Source organism: Bradyrhizobium sp. HKCCYLR20261 (assembly GCF_051168435.1).
In the GTDB taxonomy this organism is placed as follows: domain Bacteria; phylum Pseudomonadota; class Alphaproteobacteria; order Rhizobiales; family Xanthobacteraceae; genus Bradyrhizobium.
In genome coordinates this window covers 169590-190662 of sequence record NZ_JBNPUZ010000014.1, presented here as the reverse complement: position 1 = coordinate 190662, position 21073 = coordinate 169590, and the positions used below count along the sequence as shown (strand labels likewise).

Below are 21073 nucleotides of genomic sequence, written 5' to 3'. Positions count from 1 at the left end.
ACCGGCTGGAACGACCTTTGCCGGAAGGGACTTTCACCCTCTCAAGAACCGCGCCTTTCCACGGCGCACCTTATACGCGATCTCCCCGGGGACCGGGCTTTCTTTCCCCCGTCGTCGATGCCTTGCGTCTGCCGGCACCGGCTTGACCTCAGCGTCGGGAGGTCAGGACCACGCGATTTCGCCGTCCGCGCCGCGATGCCCGTCGTGCACCGCCGCCACGTCCACCGCATCCCCGCCCCAACGTCCGTGACGACGCGTACGCCCCTCGCAGCGGGACGGGATGGCGAGCATCATACATGATTTCTGGAAAAGAGAAATGGAAAAATTCGAACCGTAAATTTTGGGGTTAGTGATCGAAATCTTCAGAGGGGGGAGGTATGGCCGGATCAAATATTCCTAGGAACTTACGGGCTCGATCGTCCAAACGATCGAATGCAGTTGGACCGAAAACTTCGACATAGAGGTTTGCTTGAATTTCCTTCATGCACCTCTCCAACTCCGAGCGAAGCGTTACAAAATCGTGAGCCTTCTGGTACGCTCCTAAATATGCTGCGACTGAGCGTGACAGCCTAACGGTTGCTGCGCTCATATCGACCGATTCGTTAGTGAGCTTTTCGAGGGTGAATTCGCTTTCGAGGCGATCGCGAATTTTTCGTATCTGAGGCCGGGATACGCGTGAAACAAACTTCCCTAGTTTGTCGAGAAAGGCGATTTCTAGTCCCAGGAATACGACATTGTCCTTTGGACCGTAGATCGAGGTTTTCGCTTGCGAAAGCTTTAAGCCAATCAATGACAAATGCTTCTCAACAAACTCTCGTCCTGCTGATGCCTCTTCTTTGGTAGAAAAGAACATTAGCAGATCGTCAGCATATCTGATCATCGGGATCTTCTCCCGCTCAACTGTTCTATCAAACTTGGAGAGAGTTAGGTTTGCGAGTAGAGGCGACAAAGGCATGCCTTGGCGTATGCCGCGTCCGGGGTGGATGCCTTGGCGAGCAATCCGTTCAAGTACCTCCCTTGTCCCTCTGACTTCACAATCAATCGCACTCCAGATTAGGGGCACTAGGCTCTGCCGCGGAAGCGCGGCGGCCACGCGCTCCTTTAGTTGTTTTCGCGAAATTTGATCAAAGAAAGCCTCAATGTCTGCCTTTACGCACCAATCGTACAACGAGCGTAGTTCAACGGCACGGTCAATAGCCTTTGCTGTGCCCTGGCCTTTTACGAAGCCAAATGAGGAAGAGTTATAGATCGGAAGAGCTTCCGACAATGTGAGGTGCTCGACGATCGTTCGCTGGACTAATCGATCGCGCACTGTTGGAACGCAGATAACCCGCTCTTTGTTTGAGTTTGGCTTTGCGATAAATATTGGACGCAGGCGGGAGAATCCGAAGGACCCAGCACGAAGCCTCTTCTCGATTTCAGACAGGTTGGCGTCAAGGTTGGCAGCGAACTGCCGTGCAGTTTGATTATCAATACCTGGACTTCCCGCGCGTGAAGTCGCGTCTTTAGAATCAGACCATACTTCCTTCAATCTACTTTTCGAGAGCAGTCGGAGCGGTTTAGGCCATCTGCTACTCACAGGCTTGGGAACGATCATTTGGGTGCTACCCAAGCCTGCTGCAGCGGCGACAGGATTGCGTCGATGACGCACCTGTTGTGTCGGCGACCTTTGCAGCCAGCACGCTCGCGCGCGCCAACTGCTCGGTTACACCTACGACAGCAGCGCCAATCGCGCTTTTGCACGATCGCGGTGCATATTGGTTCAGGCTAGCTCCGAGCGCCAGAATAGCAATCAGAACAAACCATGAACATTGCGTGCTGCGATACCGCTCCCCGCCTCGGGCGGCGCCGTTACAAATGCGCTTAGCCCGTTTCGAATTACGCACCCCAGGCATTGGCTCCTCCGTTTTCTGTTGACGACAGGATTGCGTCGATGACGCACCTGTTGTGTCGGCGACCTTTGCAGCCAGCACGCTCGCGCGCGACAACTGCTCGGTCGAACTACAGACAACGTTGCGAGGGTCGTCCCCGAGGGAAAAGCGAATCCCAACAAAAAGAACATACCGAAAACGGTCGCGCAGGAACAGAGCAGTTTTCGCTATCCACAGGTTGTATCAATCGGTTCGCGCCTGAATACGGGCGATATCGTGTGAAACGAAAGGTCCTACTTTGGGGGCTTGCCGGCGGTGCCCGGCGCGTGAGGAGATCGTTCTGTTGTGATGATCAAGGCTGCGATTGAGCAGCTAAGGTTGCTTTGGTTACGAATTGTCGCGAACACCAGATCCGCCCGCTCGGCGTGGCAATCAGACGTCGAATCCTTGCTAATATTTGCAGAACGTACCTCGGTTCGCGCCATCTGAGATACCATGCTAGCCTTGTCTCACGAGGTTCCCATGCACGATCTCACCCGCTGCGTTCGGCATCCCGCAGTGTCCCACGACGGCTTCAAGTCGCTCTCGGTCGCCACCTATCGCGCCTCGACCATTGTCTACGATGACCCGCAGGCCTTCGCGCGGCGGGCGGAGCGCGGGCTCGACGGCTACACCTATGGCCTGCACGGCACGCCGACCACGCGGACGCTCGAGGCGCAGCTCACGGCGCTCCATGGTGGCGAGCGCACCGTGCTGGTGCCGTCCGGCCAGGCTGCGGTGGCGATGACGATGCTTGCCGTGCTCAAGCCCGGCGACAAGGTGCTGATCCCGGACCACGTCTATCCGCCGGTGAAGGGCCTGTGTGCCGGCTATCTGGCCGAACGCGGCATCGCCCACCAGATCTATGATCCGCTGATCGGCAGCGGCATCGCCGAGCTCATCGATTCCGCCACGCGGCTGATCTGGATGGAGTCGCCGGGGTCCGGCACGATGGAGGTGCAGGACGTTCCGGCGATCGTGGCGGCGGCAAGAGCGCGCGGCGTGCTCACGGGATGCGACAACACCTGGGCCAGCCCGCTGCTGTTCAAGCCGCTGGCCCATGGCGTCGACTTCGCGGTGGAGGCGCTGACCAAATATGTCGGCGGCCATTCCGACCTGTTGCTCGGATCGATCACGGTCAAGGATCTGAGCTTGCGCAAGGCGCTGAAGGATGTGCTCGGCGTGCTCGGCATCGGCGTGTCGCCGGACGAGGCGGCGCTGGCGTTGCGCGGCATCGAGACCATGGGCGTGCGCATGGCGCATTCCAGCCGCGTCGCGCTGGATTTTGCCAAGCGCCTGCAGGAGGCGCCCGCGGTGGCGCGCGTGCTGCATCCGGCGCTGCCGTCCTGCCCGGGGCACGAGGTGTTCGCGCGCGACTTCGCCGGCGCCAGCACCGTGTTCAGCATCGTCATCAAGCCGGAGCGCACGCCACGCATCGATCAGGCGCTTGGCAAGCTGCGGCTGTTTGCGATCGGCGCGTCATGGGGCGGCACGCACAGCCTGATCGCGCCGATGGACGTCGTGGCCGGCCGCACCATCAGGCCATGGGATGAGCGCGAGGGATTGGTGCGGCTGAGCATCGGCCTGGAGGAGCCGGGCGAACTGTGGGAGGACCTGTCGCGCTTTCTCGAAGCCCTCGGCGTGTCGACGTCCGCGAGCGCATAGCGTTGTGGCCGGTCTGCATCAGATGCTGACGTGGTGCAGCAGTCCGGAATGCTACGGTCTCGCCGCCGGGCTGCCGTAATGGTGTTTGTCGAACACGAATGATATGGGCGATTCGCGCGCCATCGACATGATGAGGGACGGACCGACGCATGATCTTGAACGGCAAGCCGATGGTCGGGGTCATCCTCGGCGTGGCGGCGCTTGCGGCCTCCGCCGCAGCTTTCGTGTTCGTGCTCGGTCCGATCTCCAATCGTGATCCCGCGATCAGGGCGCAGGACACGACAGCCACGCGGGAGCCGGCAAATGTGGTCGCCGGAGCGCTGCGCGACGCCGGGCCCATCCAGACAGCGGCGCAAGGCCTCCGCAGCCAGGAGCAGGGGGCAAGTGAGCGGGCTGCAAGCCCGCTCGCCAGGGTGCAGAAGCAGGCCAGCGGCCTTGCCGACGTGCTGGGTTCGCTGGCTCCGCAAGCGGCCGTTCAGACCGATCTGCCGGCCTTCGACGTGGTCAATGTCGATCCCTCCGGGGACGCGGTCGTTGCCGGGCGCGCGGCGCCGGGCACGACGGTCGAGCTGCTGCGCAATGGCGAGGTGCATGACCGGGCCGTCGCCGATCGGGCCGGGCAATTCGCCATGGTGCCTTCACGGCTTCCGGCTGGCAGCTACGCGCTGACGCTGCGGTCGAAATTGGCCGACGGCCGCGAGGTGATCTCGAAGCAGAGCGTGGCCGTGAATGTCGAGGTGAGCCGGCAGCCGGCGACGGTGGCGCTGCTGGCGCCGGATGAGCCGACGCGCGTGCTCTCCAAGCCGAGTGCCGCGATCCCGCAGGCGCTGGCGGTCGACGCGGTCGATCATGAATCGGACGGCGTGCTCCGCATCAATGGTCACGCGCGTCCCGGGGCAACGGTGCGCTTGTATCTCAACGACCGGCTGATCTCCTCGACGGTCGCGGGCGCCGATGGACGTCTCGGCATCACCGTCGGCAAGGGCGTCAGCCGGGCCGGCGACGACCGCGTCAGGCTCGACGAGGTCGATGCCGCCTCGGGCTCCGTGCAGGCGCGCGCCGAAGTGCCGCTGAGCCTGCCCGACGACACGTTGACGACCGCATCGGTGGCTTCGGCCGCGGCTCCGACCACGGCCGAAACGGCGCGCCCGGCGGCGCAGCCGACGCTGCTCGCGGCCGCGGGTGATCCGGGCGAGGCCATCGCGCCTGCAGCGAAGACCGAGTCCAGGATCTCGACGGTGACGGTCGCGCGCGGCGACAGCCTGTGGCACATCAGCCGGCGCGTGCTCGGCGGCGGCATGCGCTACGCCGTGATCTACAAGGCGAACCGCGAGCAGATCCGCAGTCCGGATCTGATCTATCCCGGCCAGGTCTTCACGATTCCGGCGAAGCCGTAGAGGGTGCGGCCCGCAGCCTGCCGCTGCGGGCCGGCGCCTCCTCAGAAGCTCACGCTCAGCCGTGCATTCAGCGATCGCCCCGGCCCCTTGACGGAATAGCCATAGGCGGGCGACGAGCCCATCATCGACACCGTCTTGTAGTCGACCAGATCGGCGCCCCCGAGCGGCAGCGTGTAGGTCCGGTTGAACAGATTGTCGACGCCGAGGTCGACCCGCACGTGCTGCCACTCATAGCCGGTGCGCAGATTGACCAGCGCGTAGGACGGCGTGGTCAGCTCGTTGCGGACCTGGTTCACGACATCCTTGGCTCCGACGAGTTGCAGCTCGATGGAGTTGGTCCAGCCGCCGAGATGATGGTCGAGCGCCAGCTTCGCGTTGATCGGCATCATGTGATAGAGATCGACGCCGTCGGTGCGGCGGCCCCTGACATAGCCGATCAGGCCGCGGATCTGGCCGTGACCGTAGGTCAGGTCATCCCACACGGTCACGCGGCCCTCGACATTGACGCCGACGAGCGTTGCGTCGTGATTGGCGAACTGCAGGAAGACGAAGCCGGTATTCGTCGTCAGGTTGGCCGGGTTGCTGGCGAGGCAGGTCGCGGTGCGGCAGCGGTCGACGTCGATGTAGTCCTGCACGTAGCTCGCATAGGGCGTGACCTTGATGTCCCAGAGCTTTTGCGCCGGATCGTGCCAGCCCGCGGTGAAGCTCACGGTGTGCGCCTTCTCCGGCTTGAGATCGAGATTGCCGACATAGCCATTGCCGTCGCCGAACCAGCCGATCATCTGCATCGCCATCGCATTGGTCGACCAGGCGTAGCGCTCATAGAGATTGGGTGAGCGCGTCTTGCGGGCGAAGCCGAGCTCGAACTGGCTGAGCGCGTCGGGCTCGTAGCGGACCAGCGCCGAGCCGTCGAGATGCACGTCGGTGCGCGCGTGGTCGGCGGCGTTGAAGGCGCTCGCATCAGCGCCGTACATCATCGCATTGTAGCCCGCGACGTTGCCGGTGTTCATCCAGACGACGTCGTTGCGCAGGCCGATGATCGACGTCCATTGCCGGTCCCAGCGCCGCTCCCATTCGACGAACGTGCCGACGCGGTTGCGCTGCCCGCCATTGATGTTGATGAAGCTGTTCGGGCCCATCATCATCGACCCGGCCACCGGATTCCACCAGTCGTCGAGCCGGTTCATCGCGAGCTCGTTGCCGACGCGCAGCAGGTCCGCGCCCGACACCGGCATCGTCGCCTTGATCGCGTAGCCGCCGTCGAGGCCCTTGGTGTCCATCGGCATGTCCGAGACCTTGTCCGGCGCGATGAAGCCCATCGTGTGCCGGATCTGGTGCACGAAGGCCGAGGCCTCGAGAGTGCCCCAGTCGAACGCGCCTTCGTAGCGGCCGTTGGCGAACAGGCCGCGGTTGTAGACCATGTCCATGTACTGGTTCACATAGCCCTGGTACGGGATGAACTGGCCGCCGATCTGGAACGTGAACAGATTGCCGAAGCTCTGCTTGGAGATGCTGATGGCGTGGTTCTGCGTCTCGTACAAGGTCGACTTCACGGTCGAGCCGTCGCCGGCCTTGTAGTTGCCGGATCGGACCCAGCCGCCGGTGTAGGTCACGCTGGTGTCGCGATTGGCGACCGTGGCGGTGGCATCGACGCCGTAGCCGTTGCCATTGCTGCGGAAGAAGCTGGAGAGCCGCGTGCTCGCGACCCAGCCATCGGTGGCCGCGAAGGCCGGCGGCGCGGTGGTGACGTCGATGCGGCTGCCGATATAGTCGCCGCCGACCGAGACCGGCCCGATGCCGAGATAGGCGCGCATCTTCGCGACCATCGCCGGATTGACGAAAGACAGCGGCGGATTCATCTCGTTGGGACAGGCCGGCGAGATCAGCATCGAGTTGATCGCGACCTGCAGCCGGTCGGCGCCCATGCCGTTGATCGCGGGCAGGCTGGAGACGCCGCCGGCGCCCCACGCCGCGCCGCCCGGCAGATCCCCGACCAGAGCCGCCGAATCGCTCGCGGACAACGCGCGATCGAAAGCGGTCCGGGCCGGCAGAGTCCTGCTCGCGGCGGCCGGCGCCGTGTCTTGGCGTGCGGCCGGTTCGGCCGGGCGGGCGGCCGGCGCACGGGTCTCGTGCGCCGGATGGTTCGCCGCCGGCCTTGGCTTGGCGGCGCGCGGACGCGCCGGATCGACGGTCACGGTCGGCAGCGACTCCGCGGGGCGGGCGAGGGCGGAGGTGGCGGTCGAGCAGAGGAGTGCGGTTGCCGCGAGCAACGCGGCAGAGGATGTGGGCCGCTGCGGACCCGATATGGCGTTCGACATGAGAAGCTCGAAAGAATGCTGCGCAGAGATCTGCGCATGAGGTCAGGAGCTGGGCGCGCGCAGGCGGCGCCCGGCCGGTGATGCCGAGAGGGGCGCACCATCACGCTGCGGCTCCGTGGACACGGAGGCGGCATGGGACGCATCTGTTATGGGAAGGTGCGGCGAGCGCCGTTCAGGCGGCCTCGGGCGGCGCGCGCGCCCGATGGGCGGCGTCGATCTCGGTGATCGCGACGTGCAGCGTCGCAATCGGTTCAAACGCAATGCCGAGCACGCGCCGCAGCCTGACGGCAGGCGCATCGGGCGGCGGCAGTAGCGCAAAGGCGGGTGTGACGCAGAGCGGACAATGCGCCGCCGAGACGGTGGCGGGCGCCTCCGTCGTGTCGGTGCGGTCCGCCAGCCGCGGATTGCCGTCGATCCGCTCGTGGCAGATCTCACCGAAGGCGAAGGCAAAGCTCGGCGGCAGCCAGGCGTTCAGGCTCACGGCAAGCGTGACCTGCAGCGCCAGCACATAGGCCATCGCACAGGCGACGACGCCTGTCAGTTGGCTGCGATGTGATGCGATGCGATGCACGGCTTTATTCCCCGCAGCATGATTAGCATAGCTGCGGAGGAGTAACTATTGCGATCGCGCAACGCCGCCGCGCGTCAGTCGCGCGCCGCGTCCGTGTCGAGATGATGGTTCTAGCCCGCGCTCAGCCGCACGCCCGCCCGCAAAAACTTCTGCGGGTCGACGGCTTCGCCGTCGATGCGGGTCTCGTAGTGCAGATGCGGGCCGGTGGAGCGGCCGGTCGAGCCGACCTCGCCGACGATGTCGCCGATCTTCACCTGCTGGCCGATCTTGACGTTGATTTCGGAGAGATGGCCGTAGCGGGTGGAGAGGCCGTTGCCGTGGTCGACCTCGACCATGCGGCCATAGCCGCCGGCCCAGCCGGCGTTGACGACCTTGCCGTTGGCCGTGACGCGGACCGGATCGCCGGTCGCGGCGCGGAAGTCGAGACCGGTGTGCATGGCGGGGCGGCCGAGGAACGGATCGGTGCGCACGCCGAAGCCCGAGGTGAACTCGACCTCGCCGATCACAGGCTTGCGATAGGGCACCAGCGACAGCGTGCGGTTCATCTTCTCGACCTGCGCGCGGGTGATGCTGATGCGATAGAGCTGGCGCTCGAACGGGCCGGACTCGGCGCCGAGCTTGACCGGCACGAACGGGCCGCCCATGCCGCCCTTCGGCGTCGCGGCTTCGAGCTGGCCCATGTCGAGGCCGAGATCGGTGATCACGCCGCGCATCCGGCGCAGTTTCGATTCCAGCGTTTCCTCGGCCGAGGCCAGCATCGCGATCTGCCGCGCCTCGACCTGGTCGAGCGAGCGGGTCAGCCGCGTCAGCACGTTGTCGACGCCGGCGAGCTTGATGGATGGATTCGGCTGCGCATTGGCGAGCACGGGGCTGCGCGATTCGAGGCGTGCTTCGCGGTCCGGCGGCGCGGTGAAGATGACGGTGTCGCTGATCGGCGAGGGCTTCGGCGTCGCCGGCGCGGCCGACGGCTCGATCGCCGGCGCACGCGCCGGCGGGCGGATCGAGCCGGTGATGTCGGGCATGCTGCCGAGCGCGGTGGCGCGTCCTTCGAGCGCGGTCTGGCGCTTCAGGATCTGGTCGAGCTTCTGGTCGAACTGCTCCTGGTCGAGCAGTTGCCGGCTGGTGGCGCGGTCGACCTTGGCGCGCAGCTCGGCGATGCGGTCCTCATAGGCATATTGCATCTCGGCCTGGCGGGCGATCAGCCGCGTCAGCACGTCGTCGCGAAACGCGAAATAGGTCGCGGTCGCCGCCGACCAGATGCCGAGCAGGCTGACGGTGCCGACCACGATCCAGAACACGACCGGGCCGATGCGCACCTGCTTGCCGGCATGCACCAGCGTGTAGTCGCTCTGCGACGCCGCCGGTGCCGGGGCAGGGTGAGTGACCGGCGTCCGCCGCTGCTGCACAGCGCGTCCGCGGTCATGAGGATGGTGCTGGGGATATTCGGCGTACTGGCCGGAACGATGCGACATCGACACTCCCGCGCCGGCCGGAGATCGTCGGTCCAGCGGCGTCATTTACGGGAGCGATTTGACCCCTGCATGGTTAATTTTTCCCCAACACCCAATCCCGCAGTCCTACAGCTGCTTGGCCGCCGCCAGCACCGCATCCGCATGGCCATCGACCTTGACGTTGCGCCACACCTTGGCGACGCGGCCGTCCGCGCCGATCAGCACCGTGCTCCGGATAATGCCGAGAAACTTGCGGCCATAGAGCGATTTTTCGCCCCAGGCGCCGTAGGCCTCCAGCATCTCGTGGGTCTCGTCGGAGATCAGGGGAACGGCGAGGTCGTGCTTGTCGCGGAAATTGTCCTGCGCCTTGACCGAATCGGCCGAGACTCCGAGCACGGCGGTGCCGGCCGCGGCGAACTCCTTCGACAGGCGGGTGAAGTCGATCGCCTCCTTGGTGCAGCCGGGCGTGTTGGCCTTGGGATAGAAGAACAGCACGAGCTTCTTGCCGGCGTAGTCGGCGAGCGAGGCGGTACCGCCGCCGTCGCGCGGCAGCTTGAAGGCGGGCGCCTTGGCGCCTTCGGCGAGCCCGGACGCGGTTGCCGCGGCAGCGGCAGGCTTCGCCGTCGGGGCCTTAGGTGTCTTGGCCGCCTTGGGGGCCGCCGACTTTGCAGCGACAGGCTTGGCGCTCGTCTTGGCGCTAGTCTTGGCGCCGGCCTTGCTCTTCGGCGCCTTCGCCGAGGCGCTCTTCTTGGCCGCTGCCGGCTTGGCGGTCTTGGTTACGGCCTTCTTGGCGGCGGTGGCGAGCCGGTTCCCGCCGGCTTTCCCGTATGACGCCGGATTGGAGGATTTCTTTTGTGATTCCTTTGACATACGCCTTCCTTTCGTCGCTTTCGGCGGCTCAAAACTGAAACCGTCCCGGTTCTTGTCCGGTGTCCCGGGATCGCTCTGGCATTCGTGCTTTGCCGCGCGCAGAGGAGAGCCTCTTGCGACGAGGGGAACATCACGGCTACGAGCACGGACCAGCGCAATTGAGCACAAGTGCAATGACGTTTCTCGTACTGTCTCCGGATCAGGCGTCGCCGTCACAAATTTCGCGGGATGGTGGCGGCACGAGCCGCTGGCGCGGGCGGGTGGGCAAACCCGACAGCGGCGGGGTATAGTGAAAGGGATTTGCGGCCGACCGTCGTGTGACGAGACAGGCGGCCGGGTTGACAGCGTGCGTTGTTGACAGCGTGCGTGGTTGACAGCCCCCGTCGAAGCGTGACGGGATCATTGGGGATCGGGCAACGCCGGCCAGTCGGCCTGCGCGCCCGTTGAACGCGCGGGGCCACACCGGCGACCAACCTGGCCAAGGCCGGATTGGCACGAATGTTTCGGACACGAGGGGCCGGCACCGAGAGGCAATGGCAAGACAGACATCACCCCACCGGCCCCATCTGCAAGCGGACACCCAGGGCCAACAGTGGGATGACGCGGACTGGGACGTGGCTGACCAGTACGAAGACGCGCCCCATGAGCACGATGAGGCGTATGATCCGGCGGCGGGACAGCGTACCCGCCGGCTGCTGTCGCATGCCGATTCGCACGACGGAACGAGCCGCGGCGGTGGTCTGCGGTCGCGCGCGCCGGGTGGACGTCTGATCAAGCGCGTCGTCCTGACGCTCACCGTTCTGATTCTGGTTCTGTCGGTCGGTTTCGCTGGCCTGTGGTGGCGGCTCGGCGCCGGACCCATCAATCTCGATCTGGCGACGCCGTGGCTTGCGGCGGCGATCGAGGACAATATCGGACACGGCAACACGGTCGAAGTCGGCGGCACCCAGATCGAGCGCGCCGGCCGGATCCGGATCGCGGTGCGCATCCGCGACATCATCGTGCGTGATCAGGATCACGCCATCGTCGCAAGCGCGCCCAAGGCCGAGGTGCGGCTGTCCGGCGCGGCGCTGCTGATGGGTCAGCTGCGGGCCGAGAGCCTCAAGCTGGTCGATGCCGAGCTTGCGATTCGCATCACTCCGGACGGCACCGTCACCGTCTCGACCGGCGAGACCAACAAGCCCTTGGCGACCGGTGTCGCCTCCAAGCGTGACGCCGGCCTGCCGCCGACCTTCCCGCGGCCGGGGCAGCCCATCACCGTGCCGAATGCTGCGGCTCCGCCCAGCAGCGCGCCTGTCGCGCAGTCGGCAGGGACATCCCCGGCAGGGACGCCGCCGGCGGCCCCCGCGCAGAACGGCCTGCTGGCGGGCCTCGACTGGCTCGACAGCCTGAGCCTGACCGGGCTCGACGGCCAGAACCTCAACGAGATCGGTCTGAAGAACGGCGTGCTGATCGTCGACGATCAGCAGCGCGGCAACAAATGGACCTTCGAGAACATCAGCCTCAGCCTGCGCCGGCCCTCCGGTGGCGGCGTGGCGCTCAGTCTCGGCGAGGAGGGTGCCAAGCCCTGGCAGCTGCGCGTGCTGGTGGGACCGCAGACGAACGGCGTGCGGTCGATCGACATCAAGGCTGACAAGGTGTCGACGAGCAACATCCTGCTGGCGATGCGGCTCAAGGATCTCACCTACATGGCGGACCTGCCGATGACGGGCGAGATCAAGGGCGAGCTCGCGCGCGACGGGCTGCCGACCTATCTGCGCGGCAAGATCAACATCGGCGCCGGCAAGATCATCGATACCGACACGCCCGATTACCCGATGGCGATCGACTCCGCCGAGATCAGCATGGATTGGGACGCTGGCCGCCGCGTGCTGGTGGCGCCTTTCAGGGTGATCTCGGGCGCCAACCGCATCACCTTGAACGCCAATCTCGAGCCGCCGAATGACGCGGTGAACGACTGGCGGCTCGGGCTGAACAGCGGCACCATCGTGCTCGGCGCGATCGCCGATGAAGCCCCGCTGATCTTCAACCGCATCTCGATCAACTTCCGCTTCGACACCGAGGGCAAGCGCGTGCTGCTGACCCAGGCCGAGGTGTCCAACGGCGAGATCGGCGTCGCCGGCACCGGCAGCGTCGACTATGCCGGCGAGCCGCGGCTGAAGCTTGGATTCGCGGCCACGCCGATGCCGGCGCTGGCGATGAAGCGGATCTGGCCGGCGCTCATCGTGCCGGAGGTGCGGGCCTGGATGATCGAGCGCATCGAGCGCGGCAACGTGCAGCGGATCGACATCGCGGTGAATTCGCCGACCCGCAACCTGCCGCGCAAGGGCCCGCCGATCCCCGACGACGGTCTCGACGTCAACGTCGTCGCGACCAACGTGACGGTGCGTCCGGTCGACGGCCTGCCCGCGGTGCGCGATGCCGACATGAAGGCCCACGTCACCGGCCGCACCGCGACGGTGACCGTCGGGCAGGGCGTTGCGGATACGCCGGCGGGCCGCAAGCTGAACTTCTCCGACCTCGTGTTCGAAGTGCCGGACATGGCGCCCAAGCCGTCGCCGTCGCGAGTGCGCATGCGTGTCGATGGTCCGGTCGCAGCCGCGGCCGAAATCCTGTCCTCGGACCGGCTCAACGATCTCTCGTCCTTTCCGATCGATCCCAACCAGACCAAGGGCGAATTCAAGGCGAGCATCAATCTGGCGATGCCGGTCAAGGGCGAGTTGACCAAGGCCGACACCAACTACACGGTCACTGCCGATCTCAGCGGATTTTCCGCTGACAAGCTGGTGATGAACCAGAAGCTCGAGGCCAACACGCTCAAGATCGTCGCCAGCACGCAGGGCTACCAGGTCAAGGGCGACGTCAAGATCAACGGCCAGCCGGCGTCGCTCGACTATCGCAAGCCGAACGAGGGCGATGCCGACATCAAGATGCAGGCGATCCTCGACGATGCCAGCCGGGCGCGTCTCGGCGTGGATCTGGGCACCGCGATCTCCGGCAACGTGCCGCTCAAGCTGAACGGCAAGATCGCCGGCTCGCCCGATCGCGACAGCCGGCTCGGCGTCGAGGCCGATCTGACCCAGCTCAAGCTCGACAACCTCCTGCCGGGCTGGGTCAAGAACCCCGGCAAATCGAGCAAGGCGACGTTCAACGTGGTCGCCAAGCCGCAATCGACCCGCTTCGAGGATATCAACATCGAAGGCGGCGGCGTCTCGATCAAGGGCTCGCTCGAGATCGACCAGAACGGCGACCTGATGAACGCCAACTTCCCGACCTACTCGCCGTCGGAAGGCGACAAGACGCAGCTCAAGGCCGAGCGCGGCCAGGACGGCGTGCTGAAGCTGTCGATGCGCGGCGACGTGTTCGACGGCCGCGGCTTCCTGAAGTCGGCGATCTCCGGCAGCAACAAGGACGCCGACAAGAACAAGGCGCGCTCCAATCTCGACTTCGATGCCGAGGTCAAGCTCGGCGCCGTCGCCGGCTACAATGGCGAGGCGCTGCGCAGCGTCGACGTCAAGCTGTCGCGGCGGGGCGGCGCGTTCAAGAGCTTCAACCTGAGCGGTAAGGTTGGCCGCGACACGCCCGTCACCGCCGACATCCGCGTTGGCCGCGAGGCGCCGAGCTCCGATCCGCGTGCGCGACGGCAGGGCCGCGAGGTGATCTATCTCGTCACCAACGATGCCGGCGCGCTGCTGCGCTTTGCCGACACCTATTCGAAGATGGCCGGTGGCGAGCTGGAGCTCGCGATGGAGCCGCCGACGGCGGACACGAGCCCCAAGGAAGGCCTCGCGATCGTCCGCAACTTCACCGTCAGGGGCGAGCAGGCGCTCGATCGCGCCGCCTCCGGCGCCACGCAGCCGGCGTCGCAGGGCATCGCCTTCACGATGCTGCGCGCGGAGTTCACGCGGCAGAACGGCCTGCTCTCGATCCGCGACGGCGTGGTCAAGGGGCCGACGCTCGGCCTGACCATCGAAGGCAGCATCGACTACAACGTCAACCAGGTCCGCGCCTCCGGCACGATCGTGCCGCTGTACGGGCTGAACAACATGTTCAACCAGATTCCGATCGTCGGTCTGTTCCTCGGCGGTAGCAACGAGGGCCTGTTCGGCGTCACCTACGAGGTCGTCGGCACGCCGAGCCAGCCGGTGGTGCGCATCAATCCGATCTCGGCGATGCTGCCGGGCGTGACGCGCAAGATCATGGATTTCAACACCGGCAAGCAGCAATACCCGCCGGGCGAGCTGCCGCCTAACAACTGACGCCGCTATCAGAGTCCCTTTGGGCTCGCTTCCCCCCCCCCCGATGATTGCTATCGGTTGTGATGTGCACGTCAGGCGCGAGGCATCTCGCCCAAGCTGGTCGAGAGCGATCATCGGACGGCCAGCGCACATGCGTGTCTCTGTGGCTCGCGTGGCACACCCTTTAGATTCAGGGGGGCCGTCGTCGCACGATCAGATTGTGGCACGCGAGAAATGGGGGTTATGCTTCAGGTAGTTTATTACTTTCCTGAGGCTCCATTTTGAAGCACTCGGTTGTTCTGGTCGCGCGGCGTGCCAGCTTTCTCGCGCTGTCGGGGCTGATTGTTGCGCCCGTCTCAGTCCGCGCCGGCTGCTCGATCAGCGGAACTGTCGAAACCTGCACCGGAGATCTGTCGGCGGGCGTTGCGGTCGGTTCGCCCGTGACCACGCTTTCCGTCAATTCGCTGACGAACAATATGACCCCGAACGCGGGCACGGCCGGGATTTCGATGGGACAATCGGGTCCCGACATTTCGGGCACCATCGATCTCGGCGCATTTCAAATCACCACCCAGGGTGCCACCGGCGTGTTCTTCAGCACTCCGGGCAACATTGATCTCACCTTCCGCGGGGCGATCTCCGCGACGGGAGGTTCAGGAATCCTGGCCTACAGCGCCGGCGAGCCGGGCCTTAGCGCGCATGTCCGGTCGACCGGAAACATCTCGACCAGCGGGACCAATGCATCCGGAATTGCCGCCATCACCAGCTGCTGCGGAGGAGTGACCCTCGACTCGACCGGCGACATCTCGACCAATGGAGCAGGTTCTTACGGCCTTCTCGCGCAGGCTCTAACTTTCTCCAGCCGTCTCACCTCGAATGGGAACGTCGTCACTGCAGGCGCGAATTCCGCCGCCATTGCCGCATTCAGCTACGGCTCCCTGACGACGATCTCATCCGGAGGCAACCTGACGACGTTTGGAAGCAACTCGCCCGGCATCAGCGCTGCGGGCCGTGATATCACCATCGTTTCAACCGGCGACATCGTCACCAGCGGAAGCGGGTCGGATGGCATCCTGGCCCGACTACCCTTTTTCGGCCAAGGCACGACCATCACTTCGAGCGGCAACATCACGGCGTCGGCCGACGGCTCCTATGGCATCCATGCCTTCGCGAGTGGATATGGCAATATCCTCGTTGCCAACCTTGCAGGCACGATCTCGGGCGGTCAGGGGGCGGGGGCCGGAGTCTGGTTCGAAGGAGGCAACTCCAACGTCCTCACGAATGGCGGCACAATCACGAGCGCAGGTGGCGTCGCAGGCACCGCCATCCGCGGGGATGCCGGGAACGACCTCATCAATAACTCCGGAACGGTCATCGGCAGCGTGAATCTCGGGACGGGGACCAACAGCTTCAACAATCTGGCGGGTGCCGTGTTCGCGCCGGGCGCTTCGATTGTCCTCGGCGATGGCAGTACGCTGACGAACGGCGGCGTGCTTGCTCCGGGCGGAAGCACCGCGATCCAGACAACGAGCCTCAGCGGCAATCTCATCCTCACTTCGGGCGGAACCTATCTGGTCAAGGTATCGCCCACCGCGTCCGACCAGATGGTTGTGTCGGGAACGGCAGCGCTGTCGGGCACAGTGAATGCGGTTTTCAGTCCAGCTTCCTACGTGACAAGGAGATACACGATCTTGTCAGCGGCAGGTGGTCTGAACGACACGAGATTCTCGACACTGGTGACGACCGATCTGCCGGCGAATTTCCATACGGCCCTGAGCTACACCCCCAAGGACGTCTACCTCGATCTGATCCTCAATTACGGACTTCCCGGCGGGCTCAACGGCAACCAGGCGGCAGTGGGGAATGCGCTGGTCAATGTGTTCAGCAGCAGTGGAATCCCGTTCGTCTATGCCGGGTTGACGGCCAACGGGCTGACCCAGGCTTCAGGAGAGATCGGGACGTCACCGCAGCAGACCACGTTCGATGCCATGGGCCAATTCGTGGGGCTGCTCACCGATCCTCTGACACAACGCACGCCGGCGTTTCCGGCGTCTTCGTCCGGTTCAGCGCGGTTCGCGGGAGAGAGCAACACAAGCCTGGCGGATCGGCGGACCGATGCGTTCGCGATGGTGACAAAAGCGCCATCGTTGTCCTTTGCGCAGCGCTGGAACGTGTGGGCCGCTGGCTTCGGCGCTTCGCAGTCGAGCAACGGACGTGCGAGCGCAGGATCGAATGACACGACCAGCCGGATCTACGGCGCGGCGGCCGGTGCCGACTACCTGTTCTCGCCGAATACGCTGGCGGGCTTCTCGATCGCCGGGGGTGGCACGAATTTCGGCATCAACGTGCTCGGTTCGGGACGTTCCGACCTTTTCCAGATCGGCGGATACATGCGCCACACGGACGGACCGGTCTATCTTTCCGCGGCCCTGGCCTATGGCTGGCAGGCCATCGTGACCGATCGTTACGTGACGGTCGCGGGCGTTGACCATCTCCGCGCGGAGTTCGATGCCAACGCCTATTCCGGTCGGGTCGAAGGCGGCTACCGTCTCATCGTGCCGTGGAGTGGCGGCGTTGGCATTGCGCCCTATGCGGCGGCGCAGGTCACCACCGTCGCTCTGCCGTTCTATGCGGAGCAGGTGGTCTCAGGTGCCGCAACCTTCGCTTTGAACTACGCCTCGAGGAGCGCGACCGATACCCGCAGCGAGCTCGGCTTGCGCGCTGACAAGTCGTTCATTGCGGCGGATGGTGTGCTTTCGCTTCGAGGCCGTCTCGCCTGGGCGCATGATTTCAACCCCGACCGCACAGCTGCCGCGACATTCCAGGCAGTGTCGGCGGCGGGTTTTGTCGTCAACGGCGCGGCGCAGGCAGCAGAGTCCGCGCTGACCAGCGCCGCTGTCGAGATGCATTGGGCGACCGGCTGGACCGCGGCCGCGACGTTCGAAGGAGAGTTTTCGAACGTCACACGCTCGTATGCCGGCAAGGCCGTCGTGCGCTGTGCGTGGTAACGGCTGCGCGTAGCCGTGCTGGAGGATTGTCTCCACGATCTCAGAGCCAGGCCGAGCCGGCTGCCGATCATGATCGTGCCGTAAATCGTACCGGAACGTCTACTGCGTATGATCTTCTTCGTGGTGGCCGCGCGCATTGCTGTGTCTTGGGACGCATAGGGTCTCGATCGGCCGAAGATGGCACGGCAAAGCCCCAGCGTCAGTCTGCCGTAACCATCCGACGCTTAATGGCCCGCATCTCATCGGGCGCCACCTGGTGAGCTATCCAGCAGGTCGCATGCTGATCTGATCGGATGCCATCTGATCGAAACGCGGCGGCATCCTGGATGAAACGGCCCCTCCGTTCGCCCCGCGCGACGCCACGGACGGACGATCGACAAGGAGACATCTTATGAAGAACACGCCGCTTCTGCCTCTCGCCGCGCTCTTGATCGTCGTCGGCCTGAGCGATCGCGCCAAGGCCGCCAGCGTCGAGGGCTATGCAGGGGTCAATCTCAACGTCCGCGCCGGACCGAATGTACGCTTCCCCGCGGTCGGCGTCCTCGGCGCCGGCTCGTCGCTCACGATTCACGGCTGCCTGCGCGGCTACACCTGGTGCGACGTCAGCGCGTCTGGACTTCGCGGCTGGGCGTCGGGCGCCCTGATTCAGTTCAGCTACGAGACGCGGCGCGTCTATGTTCCCGCCTATGCGCCGCGCGTCGAGCTGCCGATCGTGACCTTTCACATCGACACGTATTGGCGTGACTATTACCACGAACTGCCGCTGTACGGTGATCTGCCACGATGGGTCGATTACCATTGGGAAGAGGATGCGCGGCCGCCCGGGTGGCGGGACAATTGGGAGGACGACTACGACGGCCATGAGTACGAGTAGCGACGGCGGATGCACTCGTGCTCGACACCGGTCCGCTCGGCGCCGCAAGGCGTCGAGCGAGCCAGCTCCGCTGGGACGGAGCAGCCGGCAAGCGCTACGATCGAAGCGCAGGAACGACAAGGAACGGGATCATGCCGATGATGACGCTGACCAGTGCCAGCAGGATGACCGCGTCGTAGCCGTGCGTGAGGTCGTGGATGACCCCGCCGCTCCACGATCCCAGCGCCGAGCCGAGCCCGCTGCCGATCGTGATGGTGCCGTAGATCGTGCCGAGGCGCTTGCCGCGGAAGATCTTCATCGCGGTGGCCGACAGCAGCGGACCGCGCGAGCCGATCATGCTGCCGAAGCAGACGACGAATCCGGTGAGCAGGATGATGTTGGGCCAGAATTGAAGCGCCCATAGCATCAGGATGCCCGCGATAGAGACCGCGTAGGAGAACAGCACCGATGGCCTGCGCCCGATGAGTCCGTCGAGCGCGGAGACGCCGAGCATGCCGAACAGCAGCACGACGCCGGAGAAACCCCAGGCGGTTGCGGCCTGCAGCGGTGCAAAGCCGGCATCGATCAGGTAGGCAACGACCTGCGGGGCAATCGCATACATGCCGATCGCGGTGAAGAAGAAGGTCGCAAACAGCGCCCAGAAGGCGTGGTGGCGCAGCGCGCGGGACAAGGTCCAGACGTCCTCGGCGAACTCGTCGGCGATCGGCCTGATGATATGAGGCGCGCCGGCGGCAAACAGCCGCCAGGGCAGCAGCGCCAGCGGCACCAGCAGGATGAAGGTCGCGGCGCCGAACGATTGGTAGGCGCTACGCCAGCCGATGGCATCGATCAGCAGCTGCGAGCCCGGCAGCAGCAGCAGCACGCCCGCGCCGGTCGCCGAATAGATCACGGCCATGGCCGTCGAAAGCTTCGTTCCGAACCAGCGCCCAAGCAGGATCGAGTTCGGCACGTTGCCGATCAGCGCGATGCCGATGCCGACGCACAGGCCGATGCTGAGCTGGAACTGCCACAGCGCCTGCGCATGCGCGGCCGCGGTGAAGGCCGAGCCCAGCAGCAGAAGTCCGAGGGCGTAGACCGCGCGTGGTCCGGAATGATCGAACAGCCGGCCAATGAGCGGCGCGGCGAGGCCGCCAGCCAAAGCGGTCATCGAATAGATCGAGACCACCTCGGCGCGGTCCCAGCCAAAGCTGTCGGAGATCGGTTTGAGGAAGACGGTGAAGCTCTCGCCGAGGCCTCGGCCGAGCACCGACAATGCGAAGCACAGACCCAGCACCACGAACGCCGTCCGCCCCGCCCTGGTCGGCGGGATCGGCGTCTCCTCGACTTGCGCAGGCTCTGGCGGCGCGCTGATCGTCATGGCCGCCAGGGAGCGCCTTCAGGCGCGCCCTGACAAGCCGGCAAAAGCGAATGCCCCTATGCAGGCTTGACCAGCACGTGCCGCTTCTTGCCCAGCGAGAGCTTGATCACGCCCTCGCTGGTCAGCTCCTTGGCGGTCAGCGCCATCTTCTCGTCGGTCACGGCGACGTCGTTGACGCGCAGCCCGCCGCCCTTGATCTGGCGCCGTGCCTCGCCATTGGAGGCGACGAGGCCGGCCTTGACGAAGGCGTTGAGCACGCCGAGGCCGGCGTCGAGCTCGGCCTTGGCGACCTCGACCGTCGGCAGGTTCTCCGCGATGGCGCCTTCCTCGAAGGTGCGCCGCGCGGTCTCGGCTGCCGTGCGCGCGGCTTCTTCGCCGTGCAGCAGAGTCGTTGCGGCATCGGCCAGCGCCTTCTTGGCCTCGTTGATCTCAGCGCCTTGCAGCGCGCCGAGCTTCTCGATCTCCGACAGCGGCAAGGTCGTGAACAGCTTGAGGAACTTGACGACGTCGGCGTCCTCGGTGTTGCGCCAGTACTGCCAGAAATCATACGGGCTGCACTGGTCGGCATTGAGCCAGATCGCGCCCTGCGCGGTCTTGCCCATCTTGGCGCCGGAGGCGGTGGTGAGCAGCGGCGTCGTCAGCGCGAACAGCTGCTCGGTGCCCATGCGGCGGCCGAGCTCGACGCCGTTGACGATGTTGCCCCACTGGTCGGAGCCGCCCATCTGCAGCCGGCAGCCGGTGCGTCGCGCCAGCTCGACGAAGTCGTAGGCCTGGCAGACCATGTAGTTGAACTCGATGAAGCTCATCTCCTGCTCGCGCTCGAGGCGCAGCCGCACGGAGTCCATGGTGAGCATGCGGTTGACCGAGAAGTGCCGGCCGATGTCGCGCAGCATCTCGATCCAGTTGAGCTTGGTCAGCCACTCGGCATTGTCGAGCATGATGGCGTCGGTGGCGCCGTTGCCATAGCGCAGCACTTTTGCAAACACGCCGCGGATCGAGGCCTTGTTGCCCTCGATCTCCTCGACCGTGCGCATCGCGCGGGTCTCGTCCTTGCCGGAGGGATCTCCGACCATGGTGGTGCCGCCGCCCATCAGTGTGATCGGCTTGTTGCCGGTCTGCTGCAGCCAGTACAGCATCATCATGGTCAGGAAGTTGCCGATGTGCAGCGAGCGCGCGGTGCAGTCATAGCCGACATAGGCGGTCGCCTGGCCCTTGGCGGCGAGCGCATCGAGGCCCTCGAAATCCGAGCACTGATGAATGAACCCGCGGCTCTGCAGCACGTTCAGGAAATCAGACTTGAAGCCAGTCATGGTGGGGCTGCTCTGAGCTTTTGTTTACGGTATTGGCCTGATGTCGCGGCCGGGTACGGGAGGGCGGCTGCCGCCGGTCCGGGCGTTGTGGCATTATAAGATGC

The 21073-nt window shown here is 65.1% G+C and carries 12 protein-coding genes; 5 read left to right on the top strand and 7 right to left on the bottom strand.

Annotation, left to right across the window (positions count from 1 at the left end; translation table 11 throughout):
- Positions 1-346: 346 nt before the first annotated feature.
- Positions 347-1531: a reverse transcriptase domain-containing protein gene (locus ACQR1L_RS26785; protein WP_434860909.1), complete on the bottom strand. Its 1185-nt coding sequence runs from the start codon at positions 1529-1531 to the stop codon at positions 347-349.
- 862 nt (positions 1532-2393) lie between these two features.
- On the opposite strand from ACQR1L_RS26785, the gene metC reads away from it, so the two are divergent.
- Together metC and ACQR1L_RS26775 are read left to right on the top strand one after the other, a co-directional pair.
- On the top strand, positions 2394-3575 hold the full coding sequence (gene metC / locus ACQR1L_RS26780; RefSeq protein ID WP_434860908.1) for a cystathionine beta-lyase: 1182 nt from the start codon (positions 2394-2396) through the stop codon (positions 3573-3575).
- Positions 3576-3724: 149 nt separating this feature from the next.
- The gene (locus ACQR1L_RS26775; protein ID WP_434860907.1) at positions 3725-4972 is read left to right on the top strand and encodes a LysM peptidoglycan-binding domain-containing protein; all 1248 of its coding nucleotides are present in this window, start codon (positions 3725-3727) and stop codon (positions 4970-4972) included.
- A gap of 41 nt (positions 4973-5013) precedes the next feature.
- Here the strand turns inward: ACQR1L_RS26775 and ACQR1L_RS26770 are convergent, their stop codons facing one another.
- The 4 genes from ACQR1L_RS26770 to ACQR1L_RS26755 form a co-directional block, all read right to left on the bottom strand.
- The gene (locus ACQR1L_RS26770; protein WP_434860906.1) at positions 5014-7290 is read right to left on the bottom strand and encodes a TonB-dependent receptor; all 2277 of its coding nucleotides are present in this window, start codon (positions 7288-7290) and stop codon (positions 5014-5016) included.
- Between the two features lie 172 nt (positions 7291-7462).
- Positions 7463-7861, bottom strand: a complete 399-nt coding sequence (locus ACQR1L_RS26765; protein WP_434860905.1) for a hypothetical protein — start codon at positions 7859-7861, stop codon at positions 7463-7465.
- 110 nt (positions 7862-7971) lie between these two features.
- Positions 7972-9333: a peptidoglycan DD-metalloendopeptidase family protein gene (locus tag ACQR1L_RS26760; protein WP_434860904.1), complete on the bottom strand. Its 1362-nt coding sequence runs from the start codon at positions 9331-9333 to the stop codon at positions 7972-7974.
- 105 nt (positions 9334-9438) lie between these two features.
- Positions 9439-10182 (bottom strand): peroxiredoxin, encoded by a 744-nt coding sequence (locus tag ACQR1L_RS26755; RefSeq protein ID WP_434860903.1) that lies wholly within the window; start codon positions 10180-10182, stop codon positions 9439-9441.
- Positions 10183-10715: 533 nt separating this feature from the next.
- Between ACQR1L_RS26755 and ACQR1L_RS26750 the strand changes: the two genes are divergently transcribed.
- From ACQR1L_RS26750 to ACQR1L_RS26740, 3 genes are all read left to right on the top strand, one after another.
- Positions 10716-14441 (top strand): YhdP family protein, encoded by a 3726-nt coding sequence (locus ACQR1L_RS26750; protein ID WP_434860902.1) that lies wholly within the window; start codon positions 10716-10718, stop codon positions 14439-14441.
- A 260-nt stretch (positions 14442-14701) separates the two neighbouring features.
- On the top strand, positions 14702-17428 hold the full coding sequence (locus ACQR1L_RS26745) for an autotransporter domain-containing protein (protein WP_434860901.1): 2727 nt from the start codon (positions 14702-14704) through the stop codon (positions 17426-17428).
- Between the two features lie 391 nt (positions 17429-17819).
- Positions 17820-18302, top strand: a complete 483-nt coding sequence (locus tag ACQR1L_RS26740) for an SH3 domain-containing protein (RefSeq protein ID WP_434860900.1) — start codon at positions 17820-17822, stop codon at positions 18300-18302.
- Positions 18303-18396: 94 nt separating this feature from the next.
- Here ACQR1L_RS26740 and ACQR1L_RS26735 read toward each other — a convergent pair whose 3' ends face one another.
- Together ACQR1L_RS26735 and tyrS are read right to left on the bottom strand one after the other, a co-directional pair.
- Positions 18397-19659 (bottom strand): MFS transporter, encoded by a 1263-nt coding sequence (locus ACQR1L_RS26735; protein WP_434860899.1) that lies wholly within the window; start codon positions 19657-19659, stop codon positions 18397-18399.
- A gap of 56 nt (positions 19660-19715) precedes the next feature.
- Positions 19716-20969, bottom strand: a complete 1254-nt coding sequence (tyrS, locus tag ACQR1L_RS26730; RefSeq protein ID WP_434860898.1) for a tyrosine--tRNA ligase — start codon at positions 20967-20969, stop codon at positions 19716-19718.
- Between the last annotated feature and the right edge of the window lie 104 nt (positions 20970-21073).

Bases quoted from the DNA above. Each gene is read 5' to 3' on its own strand.
- metC (WP_434860908.1), top strand. From the start codon at position 2,394: ATGCACGATCTCACCCGCTGCGTTCGGCATCCCGCAGTGTCCCACGAC.
- ACQR1L_RS26775 (WP_434860907.1), top strand. From the start codon at position 3,725: ATGATCTTGAACGGCAAGCCGATGGTCGGGGTCATCCTCGGCGTGGCG.
- ACQR1L_RS26770 (WP_434860906.1), bottom strand. From the start codon at position 7,290: ATGTCGAACGCCATATCGGGTCCGCAGCGGCCCACATCCTCTGCCGCG.
- ACQR1L_RS26760 (WP_434860904.1), bottom strand. From the start codon at position 9,333: ATGTCGCATCGTTCCGGCCAGTACGCCGAATATCCCCAGCACCATCCT.
- ACQR1L_RS26755 (WP_434860903.1), bottom strand. From the start codon at position 10,182: ATGTCAAAGGAATCACAAAAGAAATCCTCCAATCCGGCGTCATACGGG.
- ACQR1L_RS26750 (WP_434860902.1), top strand. From the start codon at position 10,716: ATGGCAAGACAGACATCACCCCACCGGCCCCATCTGCAAGCGGACACC.
- ACQR1L_RS26740 (WP_434860900.1), top strand. From the start codon at position 17,820: ATGAAGAACACGCCGCTTCTGCCTCTCGCCGCGCTCTTGATCGTCGTC.
- ACQR1L_RS26735 (WP_434860899.1), bottom strand. From the start codon at position 19,659: ATGACGATCAGCGCGCCGCCAGAGCCTGCGCAAGTCGAGGAGACGCCG.
- tyrS (WP_434860898.1), bottom strand. From the start codon at position 20,969: ATGACTGGCTTCAAGTCTGATTTCCTGAACGTGCTGCAGAGCCGCGGG.